Source organism: Streptococcus sp. 10824, assembly GCF_013276595.1.
GTDB classification, from domain to species: domain Bacteria; phylum Bacillota; class Bacilli; order Lactobacillales; family Streptococcaceae; genus Streptococcus; species Streptococcus pseudopneumoniae.
Genome location: NZ_VMLH01000009.1, coordinates 1 through 23,234, shown reverse-complemented (window position 1 = coordinate 23,234; position 23,234 = coordinate 1). Strand labels below are relative to the sequence as shown.

23 protein-coding genes and 1 pseudogene are annotated in these 23,234 nt (G+C 39.2%); 22 read left to right on the top strand and 2 right to left on the bottom strand.

The window, feature by feature from the left end; genetic code table 11:
* Positions 1-502: pseudogene (locus tag HT701_RS01350) on the bottom strand (transposase family protein); the annotation flags it as partial.
* Positions 503-888: 386 nt separating this feature from the next.
* On the opposite strand from HT701_RS01350, the gene HT701_RS01345 reads away from it, so the two are divergent.
* From HT701_RS01345 to HT701_RS01240, 22 genes are all read left to right on the top strand, one after another.
* Entirely contained in the window at positions 889-1,842 is a 954-nt protein-coding gene (locus tag HT701_RS01345; RefSeq protein WP_119919842.1) for a class I SAM-dependent methyltransferase, read from the top strand.
* A gap of 49 nt (positions 1,843-1,891) precedes the next feature.
* Positions 1,892-3,082 (top strand): acetate kinase, encoded by a 1,191-nt coding sequence (locus tag HT701_RS01340; protein ID WP_000167760.1) that lies wholly within the window; start codon positions 1,892-1,894, stop codon positions 3,080-3,082.
* 516 nt (positions 3,083-3,598) lie between these two features.
* On the top strand, positions 3,599-4,054 hold the full coding sequence (locus HT701_RS01335) for a hypothetical protein (protein WP_119919841.1): 456 nt from the start codon (positions 3,599-3,601) through the stop codon (positions 4,052-4,054).
* A gap of 5 nt (positions 4,055-4,059) precedes the next feature.
* Positions 4,060-4,605 carry a hypothetical protein gene (locus HT701_RS01330; RefSeq protein ID WP_119919840.1) on the top strand — a complete coding sequence of 182 codons (546 nt, stop codon included), beginning with the start codon at positions 4,060-4,062 and terminating at the stop codon, positions 4,603-4,605.
* A gap of 326 nt (positions 4,606-4,931) precedes the next feature.
* Entirely contained in the window at positions 4,932-5,303 is a 372-nt protein-coding gene (gene rnpA, locus HT701_RS01325; RefSeq protein ID WP_000739244.1) for a ribonuclease P protein component, read from the top strand.
* A complete protein-coding gene (locus tag HT701_RS01320; protein ID WP_000727903.1) occupies positions 5,278-6,102 on the top strand; it encodes a membrane protein insertase YidC in 825 nt (274 codons plus the stop codon). Before rnpA ends, HT701_RS01320 begins: the two co-directional genes overlap by 26 nt.
* A gap of 17 nt (positions 6,103-6,119) precedes the next feature.
* A complete protein-coding gene (gene jag, locus HT701_RS01315; RefSeq protein WP_172931134.1) occupies positions 6,120-7,106 on the top strand; it encodes an RNA-binding cell elongation regulator Jag/EloR in 987 nt (328 codons plus the stop codon).
* Positions 7,107-7,156: 50 nt separating this feature from the next.
* On the top strand, positions 7,157-7,780 hold the full coding sequence (locus tag HT701_RS01310; protein ID WP_023937019.1) for a hypothetical protein: 624 nt from the start codon (positions 7,157-7,159) through the stop codon (positions 7,778-7,780).
* Between the two features lie 130 nt (positions 7,781-7,910).
* The gene (locus HT701_RS01305; protein WP_050208199.1) at positions 7,911-9,368 is read left to right on the top strand and encodes a PTS ascorbate transporter subunit IIC; all 1,458 of its coding nucleotides are present in this window, start codon (positions 7,911-7,913) and stop codon (positions 9,366-9,368) included.
* A gap of 22 nt (positions 9,369-9,390) precedes the next feature.
* Positions 9,391-9,672 (top strand): PTS sugar transporter subunit IIB, encoded by a 282-nt coding sequence (locus HT701_RS01300; protein WP_000241469.1) that lies wholly within the window; start codon positions 9,391-9,393, stop codon positions 9,670-9,672.
* A gap of 76 nt (positions 9,673-9,748) precedes the next feature.
* Positions 9,749-10,234, top strand: a complete 486-nt coding sequence (locus tag HT701_RS01295; RefSeq protein WP_023939875.1) for a PTS sugar transporter subunit IIA — start codon at positions 9,749-9,751, stop codon at positions 10,232-10,234.
* Positions 10,235-10,250: 16 nt separating this feature from the next.
* A complete protein-coding gene (locus HT701_RS01290) occupies positions 10,251-10,916 on the top strand; it encodes a 3-keto-L-gulonate-6-phosphate decarboxylase UlaD (RefSeq protein WP_000166728.1) in 666 nt (221 codons plus the stop codon).
* Positions 10,917-10,919: 3 nt separating this feature from the next.
* Entirely contained in the window at positions 10,920-11,783 is an 864-nt protein-coding gene (locus HT701_RS01285; protein WP_138704523.1) for an L-ribulose-5-phosphate 3-epimerase, read from the top strand.
* Position 11,784: 1 nt separating this feature from the next.
* A complete protein-coding gene (locus tag HT701_RS01280) occupies positions 11,785-12,489 on the top strand; it encodes an L-ribulose-5-phosphate 4-epimerase (protein WP_138705874.1) in 705 nt (234 codons plus the stop codon).
* Positions 12,490-12,667: 178 nt separating this feature from the next.
* On the top strand, positions 12,668-14,341 hold the full coding sequence (locus tag HT701_RS01275) for a transcription antiterminator (protein WP_172931133.1): 1,674 nt from the start codon (positions 12,668-12,670) through the stop codon (positions 14,339-14,341).
* A gap of 111 nt (positions 14,342-14,452) precedes the next feature.
* Positions 14,453-15,544, top strand: coding sequence for an L-ascorbate 6-phosphate lactonase (gene ulaG, locus HT701_RS01270; RefSeq protein ID WP_001134220.1), 1,092 nt, complete (start codon positions 14,453-14,455; stop codon positions 15,542-15,544).
* A gap of 113 nt (positions 15,545-15,657) precedes the next feature.
* Entirely contained in the window at positions 15,658-17,634 is a 1,977-nt protein-coding gene (gene tkt, locus HT701_RS01265) for a transketolase (RefSeq protein WP_172931132.1), read from the top strand.
* Between the two features lie 117 nt (positions 17,635-17,751).
* Positions 17,752-18,051: a preprotein translocase subunit YajC gene (gene yajC / locus HT701_RS01260; RefSeq protein WP_001069287.1), complete on the top strand. Its 300-nt coding sequence runs from the start codon at positions 17,752-17,754 to the stop codon at positions 18,049-18,051.
* A gap of 46 nt (positions 18,052-18,097) precedes the next feature.
* Positions 18,098-18,541, top strand: coding sequence for a low molecular weight protein-tyrosine-phosphatase (locus HT701_RS01255; RefSeq protein WP_000737437.1), 444 nt, complete (start codon positions 18,098-18,100; stop codon positions 18,539-18,541).
* On the top strand, positions 18,528-18,938 hold the full coding sequence (locus HT701_RS01250; protein ID WP_172931131.1) for an MORN repeat-containing protein: 411 nt from the start codon (positions 18,528-18,530) through the stop codon (positions 18,936-18,938). Before HT701_RS01255 ends, HT701_RS01250 begins: the two co-directional genes overlap by 14 nt.
* Positions 18,939-19,238: 300 nt before the next feature.
* Complete coding sequence (gene adhE, locus HT701_RS01245) at positions 19,239-21,890, top strand: bifunctional acetaldehyde-CoA/alcohol dehydrogenase (protein ID WP_172931130.1); 2,652 nt, start codon at positions 19,239-19,241, stop codon at positions 21,888-21,890.
* A 121-nt stretch (positions 21,891-22,011) separates the two neighbouring features.
* Entirely contained in the window at positions 22,012-22,932 is a 921-nt protein-coding gene (locus tag HT701_RS01240) for an XRE family transcriptional regulator (protein ID WP_172931129.1), read from the top strand.
* 25 nt (positions 22,933-22,957) lie between these two features.
* Here the strand turns inward: HT701_RS01240 and HT701_RS11235 are convergent.
* The coding region (locus tag HT701_RS11235; RefSeq protein ID WP_205403482.1) for a hypothetical protein at positions 22,958-23,234 on the bottom strand (277 nt) is incomplete at its 5' end.

Below are 23,234 nucleotides of genomic sequence, written 5' to 3'. Positions count from 1 at the left end.
TTGATAACCACTGTCAGACAAGATTTTACCAGCTTGTCCGATATTTCTGCGACTCATTTTGAACAACTTCATATCATGACAATAGTTCACAGTGATCTCCAAAGAAACAATTCTCCCTTGACTTGTGACAATCGCTTGAGCCTTCATAGCGTGGCATTTCTTTTTACCAGAATCATTCGCTAATTGTTTTTTAGGGCGATTGATTTTTACTTCCGTCGCATCAATCATTACCGTATCCTCAGAACTGAGAGGAGTTCTTGAAATCGTAAAACCACTTTGAACAAGAGTTACTTCAACCCATTGACTCCGATGGGTTAAGTTGCTTTCGTGAATACCAAAATCAGCCGCAATTTGTTCATAAGTTCGATATTCTCGCACATATTGAAGTCGCCATAAGAAGGTCTTCTAGGCTTAGTTTAGGTTTTCGTCCCCCTTTTGCGTGTTTACCTTGATAAGCTGTTTTCAATACAGCTAACATCTCTTCAAAAGTGGTACGCTGAATACCAACAAGGAGCTTGAATCGTGCATCAGTTAGTTGTTTGCTTGCTTCATAATTTTATTGTATCATATTTTTGTTTCACAGGAAGTCTAATAAATAAAAACTCTTTAAAATTTTGTTGGGAAAATGGGAAAAGATATAAATGGAAACTTAGTATAACACTTGGAAAACTCTGTAAAAATAGTAAGTCAATTCATGCTTCGTTTTTTCTCTAGGGAAGTTGGGCGGCTATATTTCTATGACCATTTGTCGGAATAAACATCCCTGCCAAGGGTCTATAGAAAAACTTTTGTTATCAGATTTAGATGCCCAACTTGTCATTTATACTCTTTCATATAGGACTTTCTATAAGGATGGAAAAAAGAAGGGAAATTTGATAAGATAGGAATATGGATTTTGAAAAAATTGAACAAGCTTATACCTATTTACTAGAGAATGTCCAAGTCATCCAAAATGATTTGACGACCAACTTTTATGACGCCTTGGTGGAGCAAAATAGCATCTATCTGGATGGCGAGACTGAGCTAAATCAGGTCAAGGAGAACAATCAGGCTCTTAAACGCTTAGCGCTTCTCAAAGAAGAATGGCTCAAGACCTACCAGTTTCTCTTGATGAAGGCTGGGCAGACAGAGCCCCTGCAGGCTAATCACCAGTTTACGCCAGATGCTATTGCCTTGCTTTTGGTATTTATTGTGGAAGAGTTGTTTACAGAGGAAGAAATCACTATCCTCGAAATGGGTTCTGGCATGGGAATTCTGGGCGCTACTTTCTTGACCTCGCTTGATAAAAAGGTGGATTACTTGGGAATGGAAGTGGATGATTTGCTGATTGATTTGGCAGCTAGCATGGCAGACGTGATCGGATTGCAGGCTGGCTTTGTCCAAGGAGATGCCGTTCGTCCACAAATGCTCAAAGAAAGCGATGTGGTCATCAGCGACTTGCCGGTCGGCTATTATCCTGATGATGCCGTTGCGTCGCGTCATCAAGTTGCTTCTAGCCAAGAATATACTTACGCCCATCACTTGCTCATGGAACAAGGGCTTAAGTATCTCAAGTTAGACGGATACGCTATTTTTCTAGCTCCGAGTGATTTGTTGACCAGCCCTCAAAGTGATTTGTTAAAAGGGTGGCTGAAAGAAGAGGCGAGTCTGGTTGCTATGATTAGTCTGCCTGAAAATCTCTTTGCCAATGTCAACCAATCTAAGACTATTTTTATCTTACAGAAGAAAAATGAAATAGCAGTAGAGCCTTTTGTGTATCCACTTGCTAGCTTGCAAGGTGCAAGCATTTTAATGAAATTCAAAGAAAATTTTCAAAATTGGAGCAAAGGTACTGAAATATAAAATAGATTTTGTTATAATAGTTGAAAACGCTTAAAAGAGGTAATTGATAATGACAAAAACAATCGCAATAAATGCAGGAAGTTCAAGTTTAAAATGGCAATTATACTTAATGCCAGAAGAAAAAGTATTGGCGAAAGGCTTGATTGAACGTATCGGTTTGAAAGATTCAATTTCAACTGTAAAATTTGATGGCCGTTCTGAACAACAAATTTTAGATATCGAAAATCACACACAAGCTGTTAAAATCTTATTGGATGACTTGATTCGTTTCGATATTATCAAGGCCTATGATGAGATTACAGGTGTTGGACACCGTGTTGTTGCGGGTGGAGAATATTTCAAAGAATCAACAGTTGTTGAGGGGGATGTTTTAGAAAAAGTTGAAGAGTTGAGTTTGTTGGCTCCTCTCCACAATCCAGCCAATGCAGCAGGTGTTCGTGCCTTCAAGGAATTGTTGCCAGACATTACCAGTGTAGTTGTTTTTGATACTTCCTTCCACGCAAGTATGCCAGAGAAAGCTTATCGCTACCCTCTACCAACAAAATATTACACAGAAAACAAGGTTCGTAAATACGGTGCTCATGGTACAAGTCACCAGTTTGTAGCAGGAGAAGCTGCAAAACTCTTGGGACGTCCATTAGAAGACTTGAAGTTGATTACCTGTCATATTGGTAACGGAGGCTCAATTACAGCTGTGCAAGCCGGCAAATCTGTTGATACTTCTATGGGCTTCACTCCTCTGGGTGGTATTATGATGGGAACGCGTACAGGGGACATTGATCCAGCTATCATTCCTTATTTAATGCAATATACAGAGGATTTTAATACACCAGAAGATATCAGTAGTGTTCTTAATCGTGAATCGGGTCTTTTGGGAGTTTCTGCTAATTCTAGCGATATGCGTGACATAGAAGCTGCTGTAGCAGAAGGGAATCACGACGCTAGCTTGGCTTATGAAATGTATGTTGACCGTATTCAAAAACATATCGGTCAGTACCTTGCAGTACTAAATGGAGCAGATGCCATTGTTTTCACAGCAGGTGTTGGTGAAAATGCAGAAAATTTCCGTCATGATGTAATCTCAGGAATTTCGTGGTTTGGTTGTGATGTTGATGATGAAAAGAATATCTTTGGTGTGACAGGAGACATCTCAACAGATGCAGCGAAGATCCGTGTCTTGGTTATTCCAACAGATGAAGAATTAGTCATTGCCCGTGATGTTGAACGCTTGAAAAAATAAGTGAAACTAAAAAAATATTCAATACAAGGAGTTGGGAAAGTTATTTTTCCAGCTTCTTTTTTTTAAACTTAACTAGCTTTGAAAGGTAGAAGTCATAGATAGCGGTGGATGATTTTAAGAAGCCTTATAGTGGATTGAGATATAGTATATTGAGTCAAGAATAGGATACATCGGTTTCTGAAATATTGTTAAAAATGAGGATGAATTTCTCAATCAATTTGTTCATATTCTATTTCAACATACTATAAAATGTGAATAAATTAATTAGCTGATTTCAATGCATTTCTAAAAATGTATTAGAAGTCGTATTGTGCTGTTGTAATTTAAATTTGCTATAAAAGTGATAAAAGATAACTTATTTCCAATTTTCGCTTAGAATGACAGGTAGCATCAATTAATATTTTATATTATGTCAATTTTTGATTGTATCCGCTTACAATTTATGCTATAATAGTACAGCAATAAGTTATAAGAGCTGTTGTATCGTTCTTGGTTTATAGTTATGGAGGTAACATCATGGGTACTATTATGGAATTTGCCACAGAAAAACAGATTGAATCATTTCTTTCAACTTGTCATATCGAGGGACAAAGGAATTTTCTGATGGCTTTTAAGAAAAAGACATGGCTGAAATCCTTTATTGATTTTTTCATTATAGGAGGAGTCTACTATGTTCAGTCGAGTGTGAAGCCAAAGATTATGTCATTCACATCTAAGGGGATTTACTTGATGGACATTAGTGATGTAACTGAAAATCGGCCTAATCAAGTCATTGAAATGTCCTGGAGTCAAGTTGAAGATTTTAGTTATAACACCGTCTTGAACACAGTTAGAATTAAATGGCACTATCAAAGTGAACAGTACATCTTTTCAGTAGATGTAGGTAATATCAGTCAACATTTAGGACAGTATCAATTTAACAAACAACATTATGACTATTTAGCACAACACGATTTCTTTCAGAAAGAGTGAATGACATGAAAAAGATAATTACAAAATGTATTGTTATTGCTACGACTTTGCTTATTATGGTACCGAGTTTTATAGGGATTGCATACGCTAATGAAACAAAGGTTCCAAATACAACTGTAGAGTATATTGATGTTGCCGAAGTAGAGAAGGATTTGAAATTCTTGTTTACAGAAGCGACGAGTTATGAGAATGGCGTTCTTTATGTTAATAAAGAATTATTGACAGAACGCTATGGCACTTTAGCACCGTATATTGTAATGGGCATTGAACGTATTTATACAGAGCTTAATTTGGTTCAAAACTTGCAAGCCTCTTTACAAGATAGAGATTTTGTTTCATGTATGCGTGATGAGTTGATTGGTATGATTCCAGGTATGGAACTTGTTGATTTAATGAGAGGGGACATTATCAGTTATATTCAAGGTAAAATGTGGGGCAAAGCTGCCTCATATATAGCAATGGAACTTGCTAAATTTGGCATGAAGAGTAACGTTGCAGGAATCGTTGCACAATTAGGAATCTCTGCTGGAAAATGTGCTATTTGGGGTTAGTTATGCTTAAATACTTGTAATTAAGAAGGTTAAAATGATAATTCTGTCTTTAATGAATGTGATAAAGTGGTTGGAAAATAAATTTTCTAACCATTTTGTCGTTTTTAGTGTTTACAGGGAAAATGACTTCAAATTTTTTAAGTTTTAAGTATAGACTGTTACGGGAACGGTAGACATTGTGACAATAAGAAAGAGAATGAAAGCACGACGAAAAGGATTAAAAAATAAACAAGAGAATATTGGTAGAATTGTCCAAAACCTTGCTATGATTGGCTTTTTTGAAAAATATGGTATAATAGTAGTAATTTAATAGATGGAGTTGAGTTTTGAAGAAAAACTTTCGTGTAAAAAGAGAGAAAGATTTTAAGGCGATTTTCAAGGAGGGGACAAGTTTTGCCAATCGCAAATTTGTCGTCTACCAACTAGAAAACCAGAAAAACCATTTTCGAGTAGGTCTATCAGTTAGCAAAAAGCTGGGGAATGCGGTCACTAGAAATCAAATCAAGAGACGAATCCGACATATTATCCAGAATGCAAAAGGGAGTCTGGTAGAAGATGTCGACTTTGTTGTCATTGCTCGAAAAGGGGTTGAAACCTTGGGATACGCAGAGATGGAGAAAAATCTACTCCACGTATTAAAATTATCAAAGATTTACCAGGAAGGAAATGGGAGTGAAAAAGAAACTAAAGTTGACTAGTTTGCTAGGACTGTCTCTATTGATCATGACAGCCTGTGCGACTAATGGGGTAACTAGCGATATTACAGCCGAATCGGCTGATTTTTGGAGTAAATTGGTTTACTTCTTTGCGGAAATCATTCGCTTTTTATCGTTTGATATTAGTATCGGAGTGGGGATTATTCTCTTTACGGTCTTGATTCGTACAGTCCTCTTGCCAGTCTTTCAGGTGCAAATGGTGGCTTCTAGGAAAATGCAGGAAGCTCAGCCACGCATTAAGGCGCTTCGAGAACAATATCCAGGTCGAGATATGGAAAGCAGAACCAAACTAGAGCAGGAAATGCGTAAAGTATTTAAAGAAATGGGTGTCAGACAGTCAGACTCTCTTTGGCCGATTTTGATTCAGATGCCGGTTATTTTGGCCCTGTTCCAAGCCCTATCAAGAGTTGACTTTTTAAAGACAGGTCATTTCTTATGGATTAACCTTGGTGGTGTAGATACAACCCTTGTTCTTCCGATTTTAGCAGCAGTATTCACCTTTTTAAGTACTTGGTTGTCCAACAAAGCTTTGTCTGAGCGAAATGGCGCTACGACTGCGATGATGTATGGGATTCCAGTCTTGATTTTTATCTTTGCAGTTTATGCGCCAGGTGGAGTCGCCCTATACTGGACAGTGTCTAATGCTTATCAAGTCTTGCAAACCTATTTCTTGAACAATCCATTCAAGATTATCGCAGAGCGCGAGGCCGTAGTACAGGCACAAAAAGATTTGGAAAATAGAAAAAGAAAAGCCAAGAAAAAGGCTCAGAAAACGAAATAATAAGGAGGAATCTGGTAATGGTAGTATTTACAGGTTCAACTGTTGAAGAAGCAATCCAGAAAGGATTGAAAGAATTAGATATTCCAAGAATGAAGGCTCATATCAAAGTCATTTCTAGGGAGAAAAAAGGCTTTCTTGGTCTATTTGGTAAAAAACCAGCCCAAGTGGATATTGAAGCGATTAGTGAAACGACTGTTGTCAAAGCAAATCAACAGGTAGTAAAAGGCGTTCCGAAAAAAATCAATGATTTGAACGAGCCTGTGAAGACGGTTAGTGAAGAAACCGTTGACCTTGGTCATGTAGTTGATGCTATTAAAAAAATAGAGGAAGAAGGTCAAGGTATTTCTGATGAAGTCAAGGCTGAAATCTTAAAACATGAAAGACATGCCAGCACTATCTTAGAAGAAACTGGTCACATTGAGATTTTAAATGAACTTCAAATCGAGGAAGCGATGAGGGAAGAAGCAGGCGCTGATGACCTTGAAACTGAGCAAGACCAAGCTGAAAGTCAAGAACTAGAAGACTTGGGCTTGAAAGTTGAAACGAACTTTGATATTGAACAAGTAGCTACGGAAGTAATGGCTTATGTTCAAACGATTATTGATGACATGGATGTTGAGGCTACACTTTCAAATGACTATAACCGTCGTAGCATCAATCTACAAATTAACACCAACGAACCAGGTCGTATTATCGGTTACCATGGTAAAGTCTTGAAGTCCTTGCAACTGTTGGCTCAAAATTATCTTTATAATAGCTATTCAAGAACCTTCTATATTACAATCAATGTCAATGATTATGTTGAACACCGTGCAGAAGTCTTGCAGACCTATGCGCAAAAATTGGCGACTCGTGTTTTAGAAGAAGGCCGCAGTCATCAAACAGATCCCATGTCAAATAGCGAACGCAAGATTATCCACCGTATTATTTCACGTATGGATGGCGTGACTAGTTACTCTGAGGGTGACGAGCCCAATCGCTATGTCGTTGTAGATACAGAATAAGTAAAATCAGGGTTGACCTGATTTTTTGCTAGCTAGAGGAGATGAAACGGATGTTGAATAAGATAAGAGATTATTTAGACTTTGCTGGTTTGCAGTACCGTAATCCTGATAAAGCGGGAGCAGAGCGAGAGAAGATGCTGGAATTGCGCTATAAAGGCCAAGAGGCACGAAAGGCTTTTACAGAACTGGCCAAAGCCTTTCAAGCAAGCCATCCAGAATGGCAACTCCAACAGACTAGTCAGTGGATGAATCAGGCCCAGCGTTTGAGACCACATTTTTGGGTTTATCTACAGAGAGACGGACAAGTGACAGAACCTATGATGGCCTTACGTTTGTATGGGACATCTACTGACTTTGGAATTTCTTTGGAAGTCAGTTTCATCGAGCGTAAGAAGGATGAGCAAACACTGGGCAAGCAGGCCAAAGTTTTAGACATTCCAACCGTTAAAGGGATTTATTATCTAGCCTACTCTGATGGTCAAAGTCAACGGTGGGAGGCGAACGAAGAAAATCGTCGCACTTTAGTCGAGAAGATAGGCAGCCAAGAAGTCCGTAAAGTTTTAGTGAAGGCAGACGTTCCTGTGACAGAAAATTCGTCTGAAGAAGAAATCGTAGAAGGCTTATTGAAGTCTTATTCTAAAATTCTTCCCTATTATCTAGCTACGAGAAAATAAGATAATTTGTAAAACATCATAAATCATACAGTCCAAGAGTGAACAGTCCGCTGTGTAATTCTTGGTCTTTTTGTTTGCGCTTTCGCATTATATAATAAACTTACAAAAACAATTCAAAAGGAGAACAATTATGGAAGTCGTTTCAAGTGTTCTAAATTGGTTTTCTAGCAATATTTTGCAGAATCCCGCATTTTTCGTAGGTTTATTGGTGTTGATAGGATACGCACTTTTGAAAAAACCTGCCCATGACGTTTTCTCAGGGTTTGTTAAAGCAACAGTAGGGTATATGTTGCTTAACGTGGGTGCTGGTGGTTTGGTTACAACCTTCCGTCCAATCTTAGCAGCCCTTAACTACAAATTCCAAATTGGTGCAGCGGTTATCGACCCTTACTTTGGACTTGCTGCAGCAAACAACAAAATTGCAGCAGAGTTTCCAGATTTTGTTGGAACTGCAACTACAGCTCTATTGATTGGTTTCGGAATAAATATCTTGCTCGTAGCTCTTCGAAAGATTACGAAGGTAAGAACCCTCTTTATTACTGGTCACATCATGGTACAACAAGCTGCAACAGTATCTCTTATGGTTCTATTCTTAGTACCACAATTGCGCAATGCTTACGGTACAGCAGCGATTGGTATCATCTGTGGACTTTACTGGGCAGTTAGTTCAAATATGACTGTTGAGGCAACTCAACGCTTGACTGGTGGTGGCGGATTTGCGATTGGTCACCAACAGCAATTTGCAATCTGGTTTGTAGATAAAGTAGCAGGACGCTTTGGTAAGAAAGAAGAAAGTTTAGACAATCTTAAATTACCTAAGTTCCTCTCAATCTTCCACGATACAGTTGTTGCATCTGCTACCTTGATGCTCGTATTCTTCGGAGCCATTCTTTTAATCTTGGGTCCAGACATTATGTCTAATAAAGAAGTCATCACTTCAGGAACTCTATTCAATCCTGCTAAACAAGATTTCTTTATGTACATTATCCAAACAGCCTTTACCTTCTCAGTTTACTTGTTCGTTTTGATGCAAGGTGTCCGAATGTTCGTATCTGAGTTGACAAACGCCTTCCAAGGTATTTCAAACAAATTGTTGCCAGGTTCATTCCCAGCGGTTGACGTTGCAGCTTCTTATGGATTTGGTTCTCCAAATGCTGTCTTGTCAGGATTTACCTTTGGTTTGATTGGTCAATTGATTACAATTGTTTTGCTCATCGTCTTTAAAAATCCGATTCTTATTATTACAGGATTTGTACCAGTGTTCTTTGACAATGCAGCCATTGCGGTCTACGCTGATAAACGCGGCGGATGGAAAGCGGCTGTTATCCTTTCCTTTATATCAGGTGTCCTTCAAGTTGCTCTAGGAGCTCTTTGTGTGGCCCTTCTCGATTTGGCATCTTATGGTGGCTACCATGGAAATATCGACTTTGAATTCCCATGGCTTGGATTTGGATATATCTTTAAATACCTTGCTATTGTTGGTTATGTACTTGTGTGTCTCTTCTTGCTTGTTATTCCTCAACTTCAATTTGCCAAAGCAAAAGATAAAGAGAAATATTACAACGGTGAAGTTCAAGAAGAAGCTTAGTATCTAGAAAAGGAGAAATAAAATGGTTAAAGTATTAGCAGCGTGCGGAAATGGAATGGGTTCATCAATGGTTATCAAGATGAAGGTTGAAAATGCTCTCCGTAAGCTTAATCAAACAGATTTTACAGTCAATTCATGCAGTGTCGGTGAAGCTAAAGGTTTAGCAGTAGGATATGACATCGTAATCGCTTCTCTTCATTTGATTCAAGAATTGGAAGGGCGAACTAATGGGAAGTTAATTGGGCTTGATAACTTGATGGATGATAAAGAAATCACCGAAAAACTCAGTCAAGCACTACAGTAAAAGGTTGGAGGGGGCTGGACAGAAACTGAGAGTTATCGTTTCTGTCCTTCTCCCTCTTTAAATAAAGGAGGCAGATATGAATTTAAAACAAGCTTTAATTGACAACGACTCAATCCGACTAGGTTTAGAGGCTAAGGATTGGAAAGAAGCAGTCAAGGTAGCAGTAGATCCCTTGATTGAAAGTGGGGCAATTTTGCCAGAGTATTACGATGCTATCATTGAATCGACTGAAGAGTATGGGCCTTACTATATCTTGATGCCAGGTATGGCTATGCCCCACGCTAGACCTGAAGCTGGTGTGCAAAGTGATGCCTTTTCATTGATTACCTTACAAAATCCTGTTGTATTTTCAGATGGGAAAGAGGTATCTGTTTTGTTGGCACTAGCAGCAACAAGCTCAAAAATTCACACAAGTGTAGCCATTCCACAAATTATTGCCCTGTTTGAATTAGAAGATTCTATTGCACGTTTACAGGCTTGCCAGACTAAAGAAGATGTCTTGGCTATGATTGAAGAATCTAAGGATAGCCCTTATCTCGAAGGATTGGATTTGGAAAGTTAGAAAGAGGAATAAAGAAATGACAAAAAGAATACCTAATTTACAAGTTGCATTAGACCATTCAGACTTGCAAGGAGCGATTAAAGCAGCTGTTTCTGTTGGTCAGGAAGTAGATATTATCGAAGCTGGAACTGTTTGCTTGCTTCAAGTTGGAAGTGAACTGGCTGAAGTCTTGCGTAGCCTTTTCCCAGATAAGATTATTGTGGCAGACACAAAATGTGCTGATGCTGGTGGAACAGTTGCTAAAAATAATGCGGTTCGTGGAGCAGACTGGATGACTTGTATCTGTTGTGCAACCATCCCTACTATGGAAGCAGCTCTAAAGGCTATCAAGACTGAACGAGGAGAACGAGGCGAAATCCAGATCGAGCTTTATGGCGATTGGACTTTTGAACAAGCTCAGCTTTGGCTAGATGCAGGTATCTCACAAGCTATTTATCACCAATCTCGTGATGCTCTTCTTGCTGGTGAAACTTGGGGTGAAAAAGACCTTAATAAGGTTAAAAAACTCATTGACATGGGCTTCCGTGTATCTGTAACAGGTGGTCTAGATGTAGATACTCTCAAACTCTTTGAAGGTGTTGATGTCTTTACCTTTATCGCAGGTCGTGGAATTACAGAGGCTGCGGATCCAGCAGGAGCAGCGCGTGCCTTCAAGGATGAAATCAGACGAATTTGGGGGTAAATCATGGTACGTCCAATTGGAATTTATGAAAAGGCAACCCCAACACACTTTACTTGGCTAGAACGTTTAAATTTTGCCAAGGAGTTAGGCTTTGATTTTGTCGAGATGTCTATTGACGAACGTGACGAGCGTTTAGCAAGACTTGACTGGAGTAAGGAAGAACGCTTGGAAGTTGTCAAAGCAATCTATGAAACTGGTGTTCGTATTCCTTCTATCTGTTTTTCAGGCCATCGTCGCTACCCATTGGGTTCAAAAGATCCAGTTCTAGAGGAAAAATCTCTAGAACTCATGAAAAAATGTATCGAATTAGCTCAAGACTTGGGAGTTCGTACGATTCAATTAGCTGGTTACGATGTTTACTATGAGGAAAAGTCACCCCAGACACGCCAACGTTTTATCAAAAATTTGAGAAAAGCCTGTGACTGGGCTGAAGAAGCTCAGGTGGTACTTGCTATTGAAATTATGGATGATCCTTTCATCAATAGCATCGAAAAATATTTGGCTATAGAAAAAGAGCTTGACTCTCCCTTCCTCTTTGTATATCCAGATATTGGTAATGTGTCTGCATGGCATAATGATATCTATAGTGAGTTTTATCTTGGTCATCATGCCATCGCAGCTCTCCATCTCAAGGATACTTATGCAGTGACAGAAAGTTCAAAGGGGCAGTTCCGAGATGTACCTTTTGGGCAAGGTTGTGTCAAATGGGAAGAAGCTTTCGATATTTTAAAACAAACCAATTATAATGGACCTTTCCTAATCGAAATGTGGTCTGAAAATTGTGAAACAGTAGAAGAAACACGCGCAGCCATTCAAGAGGCGCAAGCTTTTCTCTATCCACTCATTAAGAAAGCAGGTTTGATGTAAGATGAATCAAGTAATCAATGCTATGCGTAAACGAGTCTGTGATGCCAATCAATCATTGCCAAAACATGGACTTGTCAAATTTACCTGGGGGAATGTATCGGAAGTCAATCGCGAACTCGGTGTCATTGTTATCAAACCATCAGGCGTGGATTATGACGAATTGACACCTGAAAACATGGTAGTGACTGATCTAGATGGTAAGATCCTAGAAGGGGATTTAAGACCATCTTCCGACCTCCCAACTCATGTGCAATTATATAGGGCTTGGTCAGAAATTGGTAGTGTGGTTCACACCCATTCGACAGAAGCTGTTGGTTGGGCTCAGGCAGGTCGTGATATTCCTTTCTACGGAACAACCCATGCAGATTATTTCTACGGTTCAATCCCTTGTGCCCGTAGTTTGACCAAGGATGAAGTAGAAGTGGCCTATGAAAAAGATACTGGCCTGGTTATCGTAGAAGAGTTTGAACATCGCGGACTTAACCCGGTTGAAGTACCAGGAATTGTTGTACGCAATCACGGTCCATTCACCTGGGGCAAAAATCCAGAGAATGCTGTTTATCACTCTGTCGTACTAGAGGAAGTATCAAAGATGAATCGCTTTACAGAACAAATCAATCCAAGAGTTGAACCTGCTCCCCAGTACATACTAGAAAAACACTACCAACGTAAACATGGACCAAATGCTTATTATGGTCAAAAGTAAGAACGACGAAGGAGGAGAAAAAGATAAATTTAGCTCCTCTTTTTACATTTGATTTTTATTGAGAGTAAAGTTGGAGTTGAAGTAATTTTGAAAGATTTTTTAGAAATAGCGCTTGATATATATATGGTAAAATAAAAAGAATTGCTGTGATATCAATAGATTTGGGGGATTTTTTAATATGGTACTGGATAAGGCAAGTTGTGATTTGCTTCAATATTTGATGGATCAAGAAACGTCCAAAACGATTATGGCGATTTCGAAAGATTTGAAAGAGTCAAGAAGGAAAATTTATTATCACATTGACAAAATCAATGCTGCTCTGGGTGACGAGGCGCTTCACATCATTAGTATTCCACGAATTGGTATTCACTTAACGGAAGAGCAGAGAGATGCTTGTTGTAAACTATTATCGGAAGTAGATTCGTACGATTATATCATGAGTGCGCATGAACGTATGATGATAATGTTATTATGGATAGGTATTTCTAAAGAACGTATTACGATTGAAAAATTGATAGAGTTAACAGAGGTATCTAGGAATACTGTTCTCAATGATTTGAATAGTATTCGTTATCAACTAACTTTGGAACAATATCAGGTGACCTTGCAAGTGAGCAAGTCACAGGGATACCACCTTCATGCCCACCCTCTTAATAAAATTCAGTATCTTCAATCGCTTCTATATCATATTTTTATGGAAGAAAATGCCACTTTTGTATCTATTTTAGAAGATAAGATGAAAGAGAGGTTAGATGATGAGTGTTTGCTTTCTGTTGAAATGAACCAATTTTTTAAGGAACAGGTTCCTTTAGTTGAACAAGATTTAGGGAAGAAAATAAACCATCATGAAATAACTTTTATGTTGCAGGTTCTACCTTATTTGCTGTTAAGCTGTCATAATGTTGAACAGTATCAAGAAAGACATCAGGATATAGAGAAAGAATTTTCTTTGATAAGAAAAAGAATAGAGTATCAGGTGTCTAAGAAATTAGGAGAACGGTTGTTTCAAAAGTTTGAAATTTCTTTGTCAGGACTTGAAGTTTCTCTTGTAGCTGTTCTCCTCCTCTCCTATCGTAAAGATTTGGATATTCATGCAGAAAGTGATGATTTTCGGCAATTAAAACTTGCTTTAGAAGAATTTATCTGGTATTTTGAATCACAAATCCGAATGGAGATTGAGAACAAGGATGATTTGTTACGAAATTTGATGATCCACTGTAAAGCCTTGTTATTTAGAAAGACTTACGGTATTTTTTCTAAAAATCCTCTAACAAAACAAATTCGATCCAAGTATGGAGAATTATTTTTAGTCACTAGAAAATCTGCGGAAATTTTAGAAGGAGCATGGTTTATTCGGCTAACAGACGATGATATTGCCTATTTGACGATTCATATTGGAGGATTTTTAAAGTATACACCATCGTCTCAAAAAAATATGAAAAAAGTTTATCTCGTTTGTGATGAAGGTGTTGCGGTTTCGAGACTTTTGCTGAAACAATGCAAACTTTATTTTCCAAATGAGCAAATTGACACTGTATTTACAACAGAACAATTTAAGAGTGTGGAAGATATTGCACAAGTTGATGTAGTGATTACTACTAATGATGATTTGGATAGCAGATTTCCGATTTTAAGGGTTAATCCTATCCTTGAAGCAGAAGATATTTTGAAAATGCTAGACTATCTTAAACACAATATATTTCGTAATGAGAGCAAAAGTTTCAGTGAAAATCTTTCTAGTCTTATTTCGTCTTATATTGCAGACAGCAAGTTGGCTAGTAAGTTCCAAGAAGAGGTTCAAACACTTATAAATCAAGAAATAGTAGTTCAAGCTTTTTTGGAAGATATTTGAAGGACAGTCTAATGATGAACACAAACCTGTGTTTTTCTTGGTCTTTTTTAGTGTTTTGAAGGGTGGTATACTAATCTCAAAGATAACAATTATATCCAAAGGAGGCGACATATGCCAAACGTCAAAGAAATTACAAGAGAGTCATGGATTTTAGCCACTTTCCCAGAGTGGGGAACCTGGTTGAACGAAGAAATCGAAGAAGAAGTCGTACCTGAAGGCAACTTTGCCATGTGGTGGCTAGGCAACTGTGGTACTTGGATTAAGACACCAGCTGGTGCTAACGTTGTCATGGACCTTTGGTCAAACCGTGGAAAATCAACCAAAAAAGTGAAAGATATGGTTCGTGGGCACCAAATGGCAAATATGGCAGGTGTTCGTAAGTTGCAACCAAACTTGCGTGTTCAGCCAATGGTTATCGATCCATTTGCTATCAACGAACTAGACTATTACTTAGTTTCACACTTCCACAGTGATCATATCGACCCATACACAGCTGCAGCAATTCTCAACAATCCTAAGTTAGAGCATGTTAAGTTTATCGGTCCTTACCACTGTGGACGAATCTGGGAAGGATGGGGGGTTCCAAAAGAACGTATCATCGTTGTGAAGCCAGGTGACACTATCGAATTAAAAGATATGAAGATTCATGCAGTAGAATCATTTGACCGTACTTGCTTGGTAACTCTCCCAGTGAACGGTGCTGATGAGACAGGCGGTGAACTTGCTGGCTTGGCTGTTACAGATGAAGAAATGGCTCAAAAGGCTGTTAACTATATCTTTGAAACACCAGGTGGAACCATCTATCATGGTGCAGATTCTCACTTCTCAAACTATTTTGCAAAACATGGTAAAGACTTTAAAATTGATGTTGCTTTGAATAACTATGGTGAAAATCCGGTAGGTATCCAAGACAAAATGACATCTATCGACCTTCTTCGTATGGCAGAAAATCTGCGTACCAAAGTCATTATCCCAGTTCACTATGATATCTGGTCTAACTTCATGGCTTCTACTAATGAGATTCTAGAACTTTGGAAAATGCGAAAAGATCGCTTGCAATACGATTTCCATCCATTTATCTGGGAAGTTGGCGGTAAGTACACTTATCCTCAAGATCAACACTTAGTAGAATACCATCATCCACGTGGTTTTGATGATTGTTTTGAACAAGACTCTAACATTCAATTTAAAGCTTTGCTATAATATAAAAATATTCTTTGGAGGTTATCCGTATGTTGCATGATACGGATAATTTTCATATAATAGTAGAATAGAATGTGTGATTCAATAATCACCTCAAATAGAAAGGAAATTCTATGTCAAATCTATCTGTTAATGCAATTCGTTTCCTAGGTATTGACGCTATCAACAAAGCCAACTCAGGTCACCCAGGTGTGGTTATGGGAGCGGCTCCGATGGCTTACAGCCTCTTTACAAAACAACTTCGTATCAATCCAGCTCAACCAAACTGGATCAACCGCGACCGCTTTATTCTTTCAGCAGGTCATGGTTCAATGCTTCTTTATGCCCTTCTTCACCTTTCTGGTTTTGAAGATGTTAGCATGGATGAGATTAAGAGCTTCCGTCAGTGGGGTTCAAAAACACCAGGTCACCCAGAATTTGGACATACAGCAGGGATTGATGCTACAACAGGTCCTCTAGGGCAAGGTATTTCAACTGCCACTGGTTTTGCCCAAGCAGAACGTTTTTTGGCAGCCAAATATAACCGTGAAGGCTACAATATCTTTGACCACTATACTTACGTTATTTGTGGAGACGGAGATTTGATGGAAGGTGTCTCAAGTGAGGCAGCTTCATACGCAGGCTTGCAAAAACTAGATAAGTTGGTTGTTCTTTATGATTCAAATGACATCAACTTGGATGGTGAGACAAAGGATTCCTTTACAGAAAGTGTTCGTGACCGTTACAATGCCTACGGTTGGCATACTGCCTTGGTTGAAGATGGAACAGACTTGGAAGCAATCCATGCTGCTATCGAAACAGCTAAAGCTTCAGGTAAACCATCTTTGATTGAAGTGAAGACTGTTATTGGATACGGTTCTCCAAACAAACAGGGAACTAATGCCGTACACGGTGCTCCTCTTGGAGCAGATGAAACTGCGGCTACTCGCCAAGCCCTTGGCTGGGACTATGAACCATTTGAAATCCCAGAACAAGTATATGCTGATTTCAAAGAACATGTTGCAGACCGTGGTGCATCAGCTTATCAAACTTGGACTAAATTAGTTGCTGATTATAAAGAAGCGCATCCAGAATTGGCTGCAGAAGTAGAGGCTATCATCGATGGACGTGATCCAGTTGAAGTGACTCCAGCAGACTTCCCAGCATTAGAAAATGGCTTCTCTCAAGCAACTCGTAACTCGAGTCAGGATGCCTTAAACGTTGTAGCGGCTAAGTTGCCAACTTTCCTAGGTGGATCAGCTGACCTAGCTCACTCAAACATGACTTATATCAAGACTGACGGACTTCAAGACGATGCTAATCGCTTGAACCGTAACATTCAGTTTGGTGTTCGTGAATTTGCCATGGGAACGATCTTGAACGGGATGGCTCTTCATGGTGGACTTCGTGTATACGGTGGAACTTTCTTCGTCTTCTCTGACTATGTGAAGGCGGCTGTTCGCTTGTCAGCCTTACAAGGGCTTCCTGTGACTTATGTCTTTACCCACGATTCAATCGCAGTTGGGGAAGACGGTCCAACGCACGAACCAGTTGAGCATTTAGCAGGTCTTCGTGCTATGCCAAATCTAAATGTTTTCCGTCCAGCAGATGCGCGTGAAACGCAAGCAGCTTGGTACCTTGCAGTGACAAGTGAGAAAACACCAACTGCCCTTGTCTTGACCCGTCAAAACTTGACTGTCGAAGAGGGAACAGACTTCGACAAGGTTGCAAAAGGTGCCTATGTTGTCTATGAAAATGCAGCCGACTTTGATACCATCTTGATTGCAACAGGTTCAGAGGTTAATCTTGCTGTCTCAGCTGCCAAAGAATTGGCTAGTCAAGGCGAAAAAGTCCGCGTCGTTAGTATGCCATCTACAGATGTCTTTGATAAACAAGATGCAGCATACAAGGAAGAAATTCTTCCAAATGCAGTTCGCCGTCGTGTTGCAGTCGAAATGGGTGCAACTCAAAACTGGTACAAATATGTTGGACTAGATGGTGCTGTTCTCGGTATTGATACCTTCGGAGCCTCTGCCCCAGCACCAAAAGTATTGGCAGAATATGGCTTTACTGTCGAAAATCTTGTAAAAGTCGTTCAAAACTTGAAATAATTCTAAAAATCAGGGCGCAAGCTCTGGTTTTTTCTTACTAGAAAAGCAAGGTACAATCTTGTAAAAGTAGCTGAAATTTGATATAGTAGTCCTATGTAAAAGACAAAGGAGAAGACAATGAATCCAAATTATACATTTTTAATCATGCTAGCCCTTATGGTGGGCTTGATGTTCTTTACGCAACGCTCTCAAAAGAAACAAGCACAAAAACGTATGGAAAGCTTGAATAAACTACAAAAAGGCTATGAAGTTATTACAATCGGTGGACTTTATGGAACAGTCGATGAAGTGGATACGGAGAAGGGAACAATAGTTCTTGACGTAGATGGAGTTTACTTGACTTTTGAACTAGCTGCTATTAAGACAGTATTACCGCTGAAAGAAACAGCTTCACTAGAAGGCGCAATTGAAAAATAAGACGGGATCACGAACTCCCGTTTTTCTATAAAAGAAAGGAAATGGGATGAAAAAATTAGTCTTTGTCTGTCTGGGGAATATTTGCCGCAGTCCTATGGCTGAGTTTGTGATGAAATCAATGACAGATAACTACGAAATCCAAAGTCGAGCAACGTCCTCTTGGGAACATGGCAATCCGATTCATAAGGGAACTCAAGGGATTTTTCAAGAGTATGAGATTCCTTATGACAAAGCCAAAACATCGCTTCAGATTAGTAAGGAAGATTTTGAATCCTTTGATTATATTATCGGAATGGACGCTTCAAATGTTTCTGACCTACGTCAGATGTGTCCAGTAGACTGTCAAGATAAGATTTACTCATTTGCATCTGAAAGTGTTCCAGACCCTTGGTATACAGGAGATTTTGAGGAAACCTATCGACGTGTTCAAGAGGGCTGTCAAGTTTGGCTAGAACGTTTAGAAAAGGAGAGTGAAGATGGAAAATCTTAAGAATTTTTACAACAAGTATCGTGTCTATCTGACTCGTCCACGTTTAGAGCTTTTAGCAGTAGTTACCATTGTTTTCTGTGCTGTACTCGTCTTTTTTCTAAATATTCCCGGGAAAGGTGTTCTAAAGCTTGATAATGGAACGATTGTTTACGACGGCACTCTTGTCCGTGGTAAAATGAATGGGCAAGGAACCATCACCTTCCAAAATGGAGACCAATATACAGGTGGTTTCAACAATGGAGCCTTCAACGGAAAAGGCACCTTTCAATCTAAAGAAGGCTGGACCTACGAAGGTGATTTTGTAAATGGTCAGGCTGAAGGAAAAGGGAAACTAACAACAGAACAAGAAGTCGTTTATGAAGGGACTTTTAAACAAGGCGTTTTTCAACAAAAATAAAGCCTCCTTATCAAAGGAGGTATTATTAGAACGTTTAAGTAAGCGCTTACCTGTAAATCCCTTTCTTTCCAAGTCCCTCTTCCAAGCAAGTTTGTGAAATAAAAAAATATTTGAAATAAATTTCACAAACTTTAAAGAGAAAGCTTGCTAAGAAAAGAAAATGACAAACATTTCACAAGGTGCTAAAAATTCTTTGTGAAATGTTTATGAAACTGTTTACAAAGTTGAAATAATGCGTTATAATAAACTTGTGAATAAATTAACAAAGGATATCGATCCTTGAAAGCTATGGAGGAAAATATGGCTGATAAAAAAACTGTGACACCAGAGGAAAAGAAACTCGCTGCTGAAAAACACGTAGATGAGTTGGTTCAAAAAGCTCTAGTTGCTCTTGAGGAAATGCGTAAACTCGACCAAGAACAGGTTGACTACATCGTAGCTAAAGCGTCAGTGGCAGCTTTGGATGCCCACGGAGAATTGGCTTTACATGCCTTTGAAGAAACAGGACGTGGTGTATTTGAAGATAAAGCAACGAAGAACTTGTTTGCTTGTGAACACGTAGTAAACAACATGCGCCACACTAAAACAGTTGGTGTTATTGAAGAAGACGATGTAACAGGTTTGACTCTTATTGCTGAACCAGTTGGTGTTGTTTGTGGTATCACTCCAACAACAAACCCAACATCAACAGCAATCTTCAAATCATTGATTTCATTGAAGACACGTAATCCAATCGTCTTTGCTTTCCACCCATCAGCACAAGAATCATCTGCTCATGCAGCTCGTATCGTCCGCGATGCAGCTATCGCAGCTGGAGCTCCTGAAAACTGTGTACAGTGGATCACTCAACCATCTATGGAAGCAACTAGTGCCCTTATGAACCACGAAGGTATTGCAACAATCCTTGCAACAGGTGGTAATGCTATGGTTAAAGCCGCATACTCATGTGGTAAACCAGCTCTTGGGGTAGGTGCTGGTAACGTTCCAGCTTATGTTGAAAAATCAGCAAATATCCGTCAAGCAGCACACGATATCGTTATGTCTAAATCATTTGATAACGGTATGGTCTGTGCATCTGAACAAGCAGTTATCATTGACAAAGAAATTTACGATGAATTTGTAGCAGAGTTCAAATCTTACCACACTTACTTTGTAAACAAGAAAGAAAAAGCTCTTCTTGAAGAATTCTGCTTCGGCGTGAAAGCAAACAGCAAAAACTGTGCTGGTGCAAAATTGAACGCTGACATCGTTGGTAAACCAGCAACTTGGATTGCAGAACAAGCAGGATTTACAGTTCCAGAAGGAACAAACATTCTTGCTGCAGAATGTAAAGAAGTTGGTGAAAACGAGCCATTGACTCGTGAAAAATTGTCACCAGTTATCGCAGTTTTGAAATCTGAAAGCCGTGAAGATGGTATTACTAAGGCTCGTCAAATGGTTGAATTTAACGGTCTTGGGCACTCAGCAGCTATCCACACAGCTGACGAAGAATTAACTAAAGAATTTGGTAAAGCTGTTAAAGCTATTCGTGTTATCTGTAACTCACCTTCTACTTTCGGTGGTATCGGGGACGTTTACAATGCCTTCTTGCCATCATTGACACTTGGATGTGGTTCTTACGGACGCAACTCAGTTGGGGATAACGTTAGTGCCATTAACCTCTTGAATATCAAAAAAGTCGGAAGACGGAGAAATAACATGCAATGGATGAAACTTCCTTCAAAAACATACTTTGAACGTGATTCAATTCAATACCTTCAAAAATGTCGTGACGTTGAACGTGTCATGATCGTTACTGACCATGCCATGGTAGAGCTTGGTTTCCTTGATCGTATCATCGAACAACTTGATCTTCGTCGCAATAAGGTTGTTTACCAAATCTTTGCTGATGTAGAACCAGATCCAGATATCACAACTGTAAACCGTGGTACTGAGATTATGCGTGCCTTCAAACCAGATACAATCATCGCTCTCGGTGGTGGATCTCCAATGGATGCTGCTAAAGTAATGTGGCTCTTCTACGAACAACCAGAAGTGGACTTCCGTGACCTTGTCCAAAAATTCATGGATATCCGTAAACGTGCCTTCAAATTCCCATTGCTTGGTAAGAAGACTAAATTCATCGCGATTCCAACTACATCTGGTACAGGGTCTGAAGTAACACCATTTGCCGTTATCTCTGATAAAGCGAATAACCGTAAATACCCAATCGCTGACTACTCATTGACACCAACTGTGGCAATCGTAGACCCTGCCTTGGTATTGACAGTTCCTGGATTTGTTGCTGCTGATACTGGTATGGACGTATTGACTCACGCGACTGAAGCTTATGTATCACAAATGGCTAGCGACTACACTGACGGTCTTGCACTTCAAGCCATCAAACTTGTATTCGAAAACCTTGAAAGCTCAGTTAAGAATGCAGACTTCCACTCACGTGAGAAAATGCATAACGCTTCAACAATCGCTGGTATGGCCTTTGCCAATGCCTTCCTAGGTATTTCTCACTCAATGGCCCATAAGATTGGTGCGCAATTCCACACAATCCACGGTCGTACAAATGCAATCTTGCTTCCATACGTCATCCGCTACAACGGTACACGTCCAGCTAAGACAGCAACATGGCCTAAGTACAACTACTACCGTGCAGATGAAAAATACCAAGATATCGCACGCATGCTTGGCCTTCCAGCTTCTACTCCAGAAGAAGGTGTGGAATCTTACGCAAAAGCTGTCTACGAACTTGGTGAGCGCGTAGGTATCCAAATGAACTTCAAAGCACAAGGAATCGATGAAAAAGAATGGAAAGAACATTCACGCGAATTGGCCTTCCTTGCTTACGAAGATCAATGTTCACCAGCTAACCCACGCCTTCCAATGGTTGACCACATGCAAGAAATCATCGAAGATTCTTACTATGGTTACAAAGAAAGACCAGGACGCCGTAAATAATTGTTATCAGCCTAGAGGCAGGAATTTCCTGTCTCTTTTTTGTAATTCTATTTGAAAAATGGTATAATCATCGCATATATTTATTTGAAAATCAAATCTTTTATAATCGTGCGAGGGGCAAATGAACAAGATAAATGAGTTAGGGGATAAAGTACGACTTTTAAGAGAAGAAAAAGGACTTAGTCGTCCAGTTTTTTGCGGGGATGAGTCTGAATTATCAGTCCGTCAGTTGGTGAGAATCGAAAAAGGAGAATTTCGCCCGACGATAAAAACACTAGAATATATTGCAGATAGACCAGAAATTCCGTCCTACGTCTTGATGCCAGATTATAAGGAATTACCGAAGCGTTACCAAGAATTAAAGTACTTTCTTTTACATCATCCTGACTACGGAGACAAGGAGTTGCAGGAACAAAAGGAAGAATATTTCGATGAGATTTTTGAGAATTTTTATGATGATTTGCCACGTGATGAGAAAGTGCTAGTGGATTGTCTTCAAGCTATAGATGCAGTGAGAATGACTAGTAATTCCTTATATGGAAGCAGTGTGATTGAGGACAGTCTTCAAGATTTACTATCCAGAGATGTATATAAAGCCGAGGACTTGTTGAAACTGAGACTGTATTTCAACTGTCAGTTAATGGATGGTTTAAATATGGGTGAGATAAAAGAATCTGAGCATGAAACCATTCTTTGTTTTCATGACAAACTAAGTTCTCAGGTTGATAAGATAGAGTTCGATTGTTTGGACTTGCTTAGAGATTCCTTGTTAGCTTCTTTAGCTTGTATAGAAATTATGGGGTTGTTTCATTATTTTAAAAGAGCAGTTGAGACCTTAAATAAAATAGGGCAGAAAACACGAGATTTTCAAAAACAACCGATTGTCTTGATGGTGGAGTGGAAATATTATATTCAGACGGATTATGATACAGCCAAACAAAAGTATGAAGAAGCAAAAATGATGGCGAGGATGTTTGGCAATGAGAAGTTAATCGTTAGTTTAGATAATGAATGGAGCGAAGACTTAGAAAGGTATTGTTGAATGCTTTATAGGAGTGACATTTCTGTCATTGAGAGAATGCCGCTTTTTTGTTACAATGAATTTTATACTCAATGAAAATCAAAGAGCAAACTAGGAAACTAGCCGCAGGCTGTACTTGAGTACGGCAAGGCGACGTTGACGTGGTTTGAATTTGATTTTCGAAGAGTATTACTTGATATACATCCAGAAGCAAACGAGGCAATAGAGAGAAAATTTTAAGTAGTAGGCCTATAGGGTCAATCAACTTGAAGGATTTTCTATCAGTACGATGTATGACGATAACGGTTTTAAATAAGGGGGAA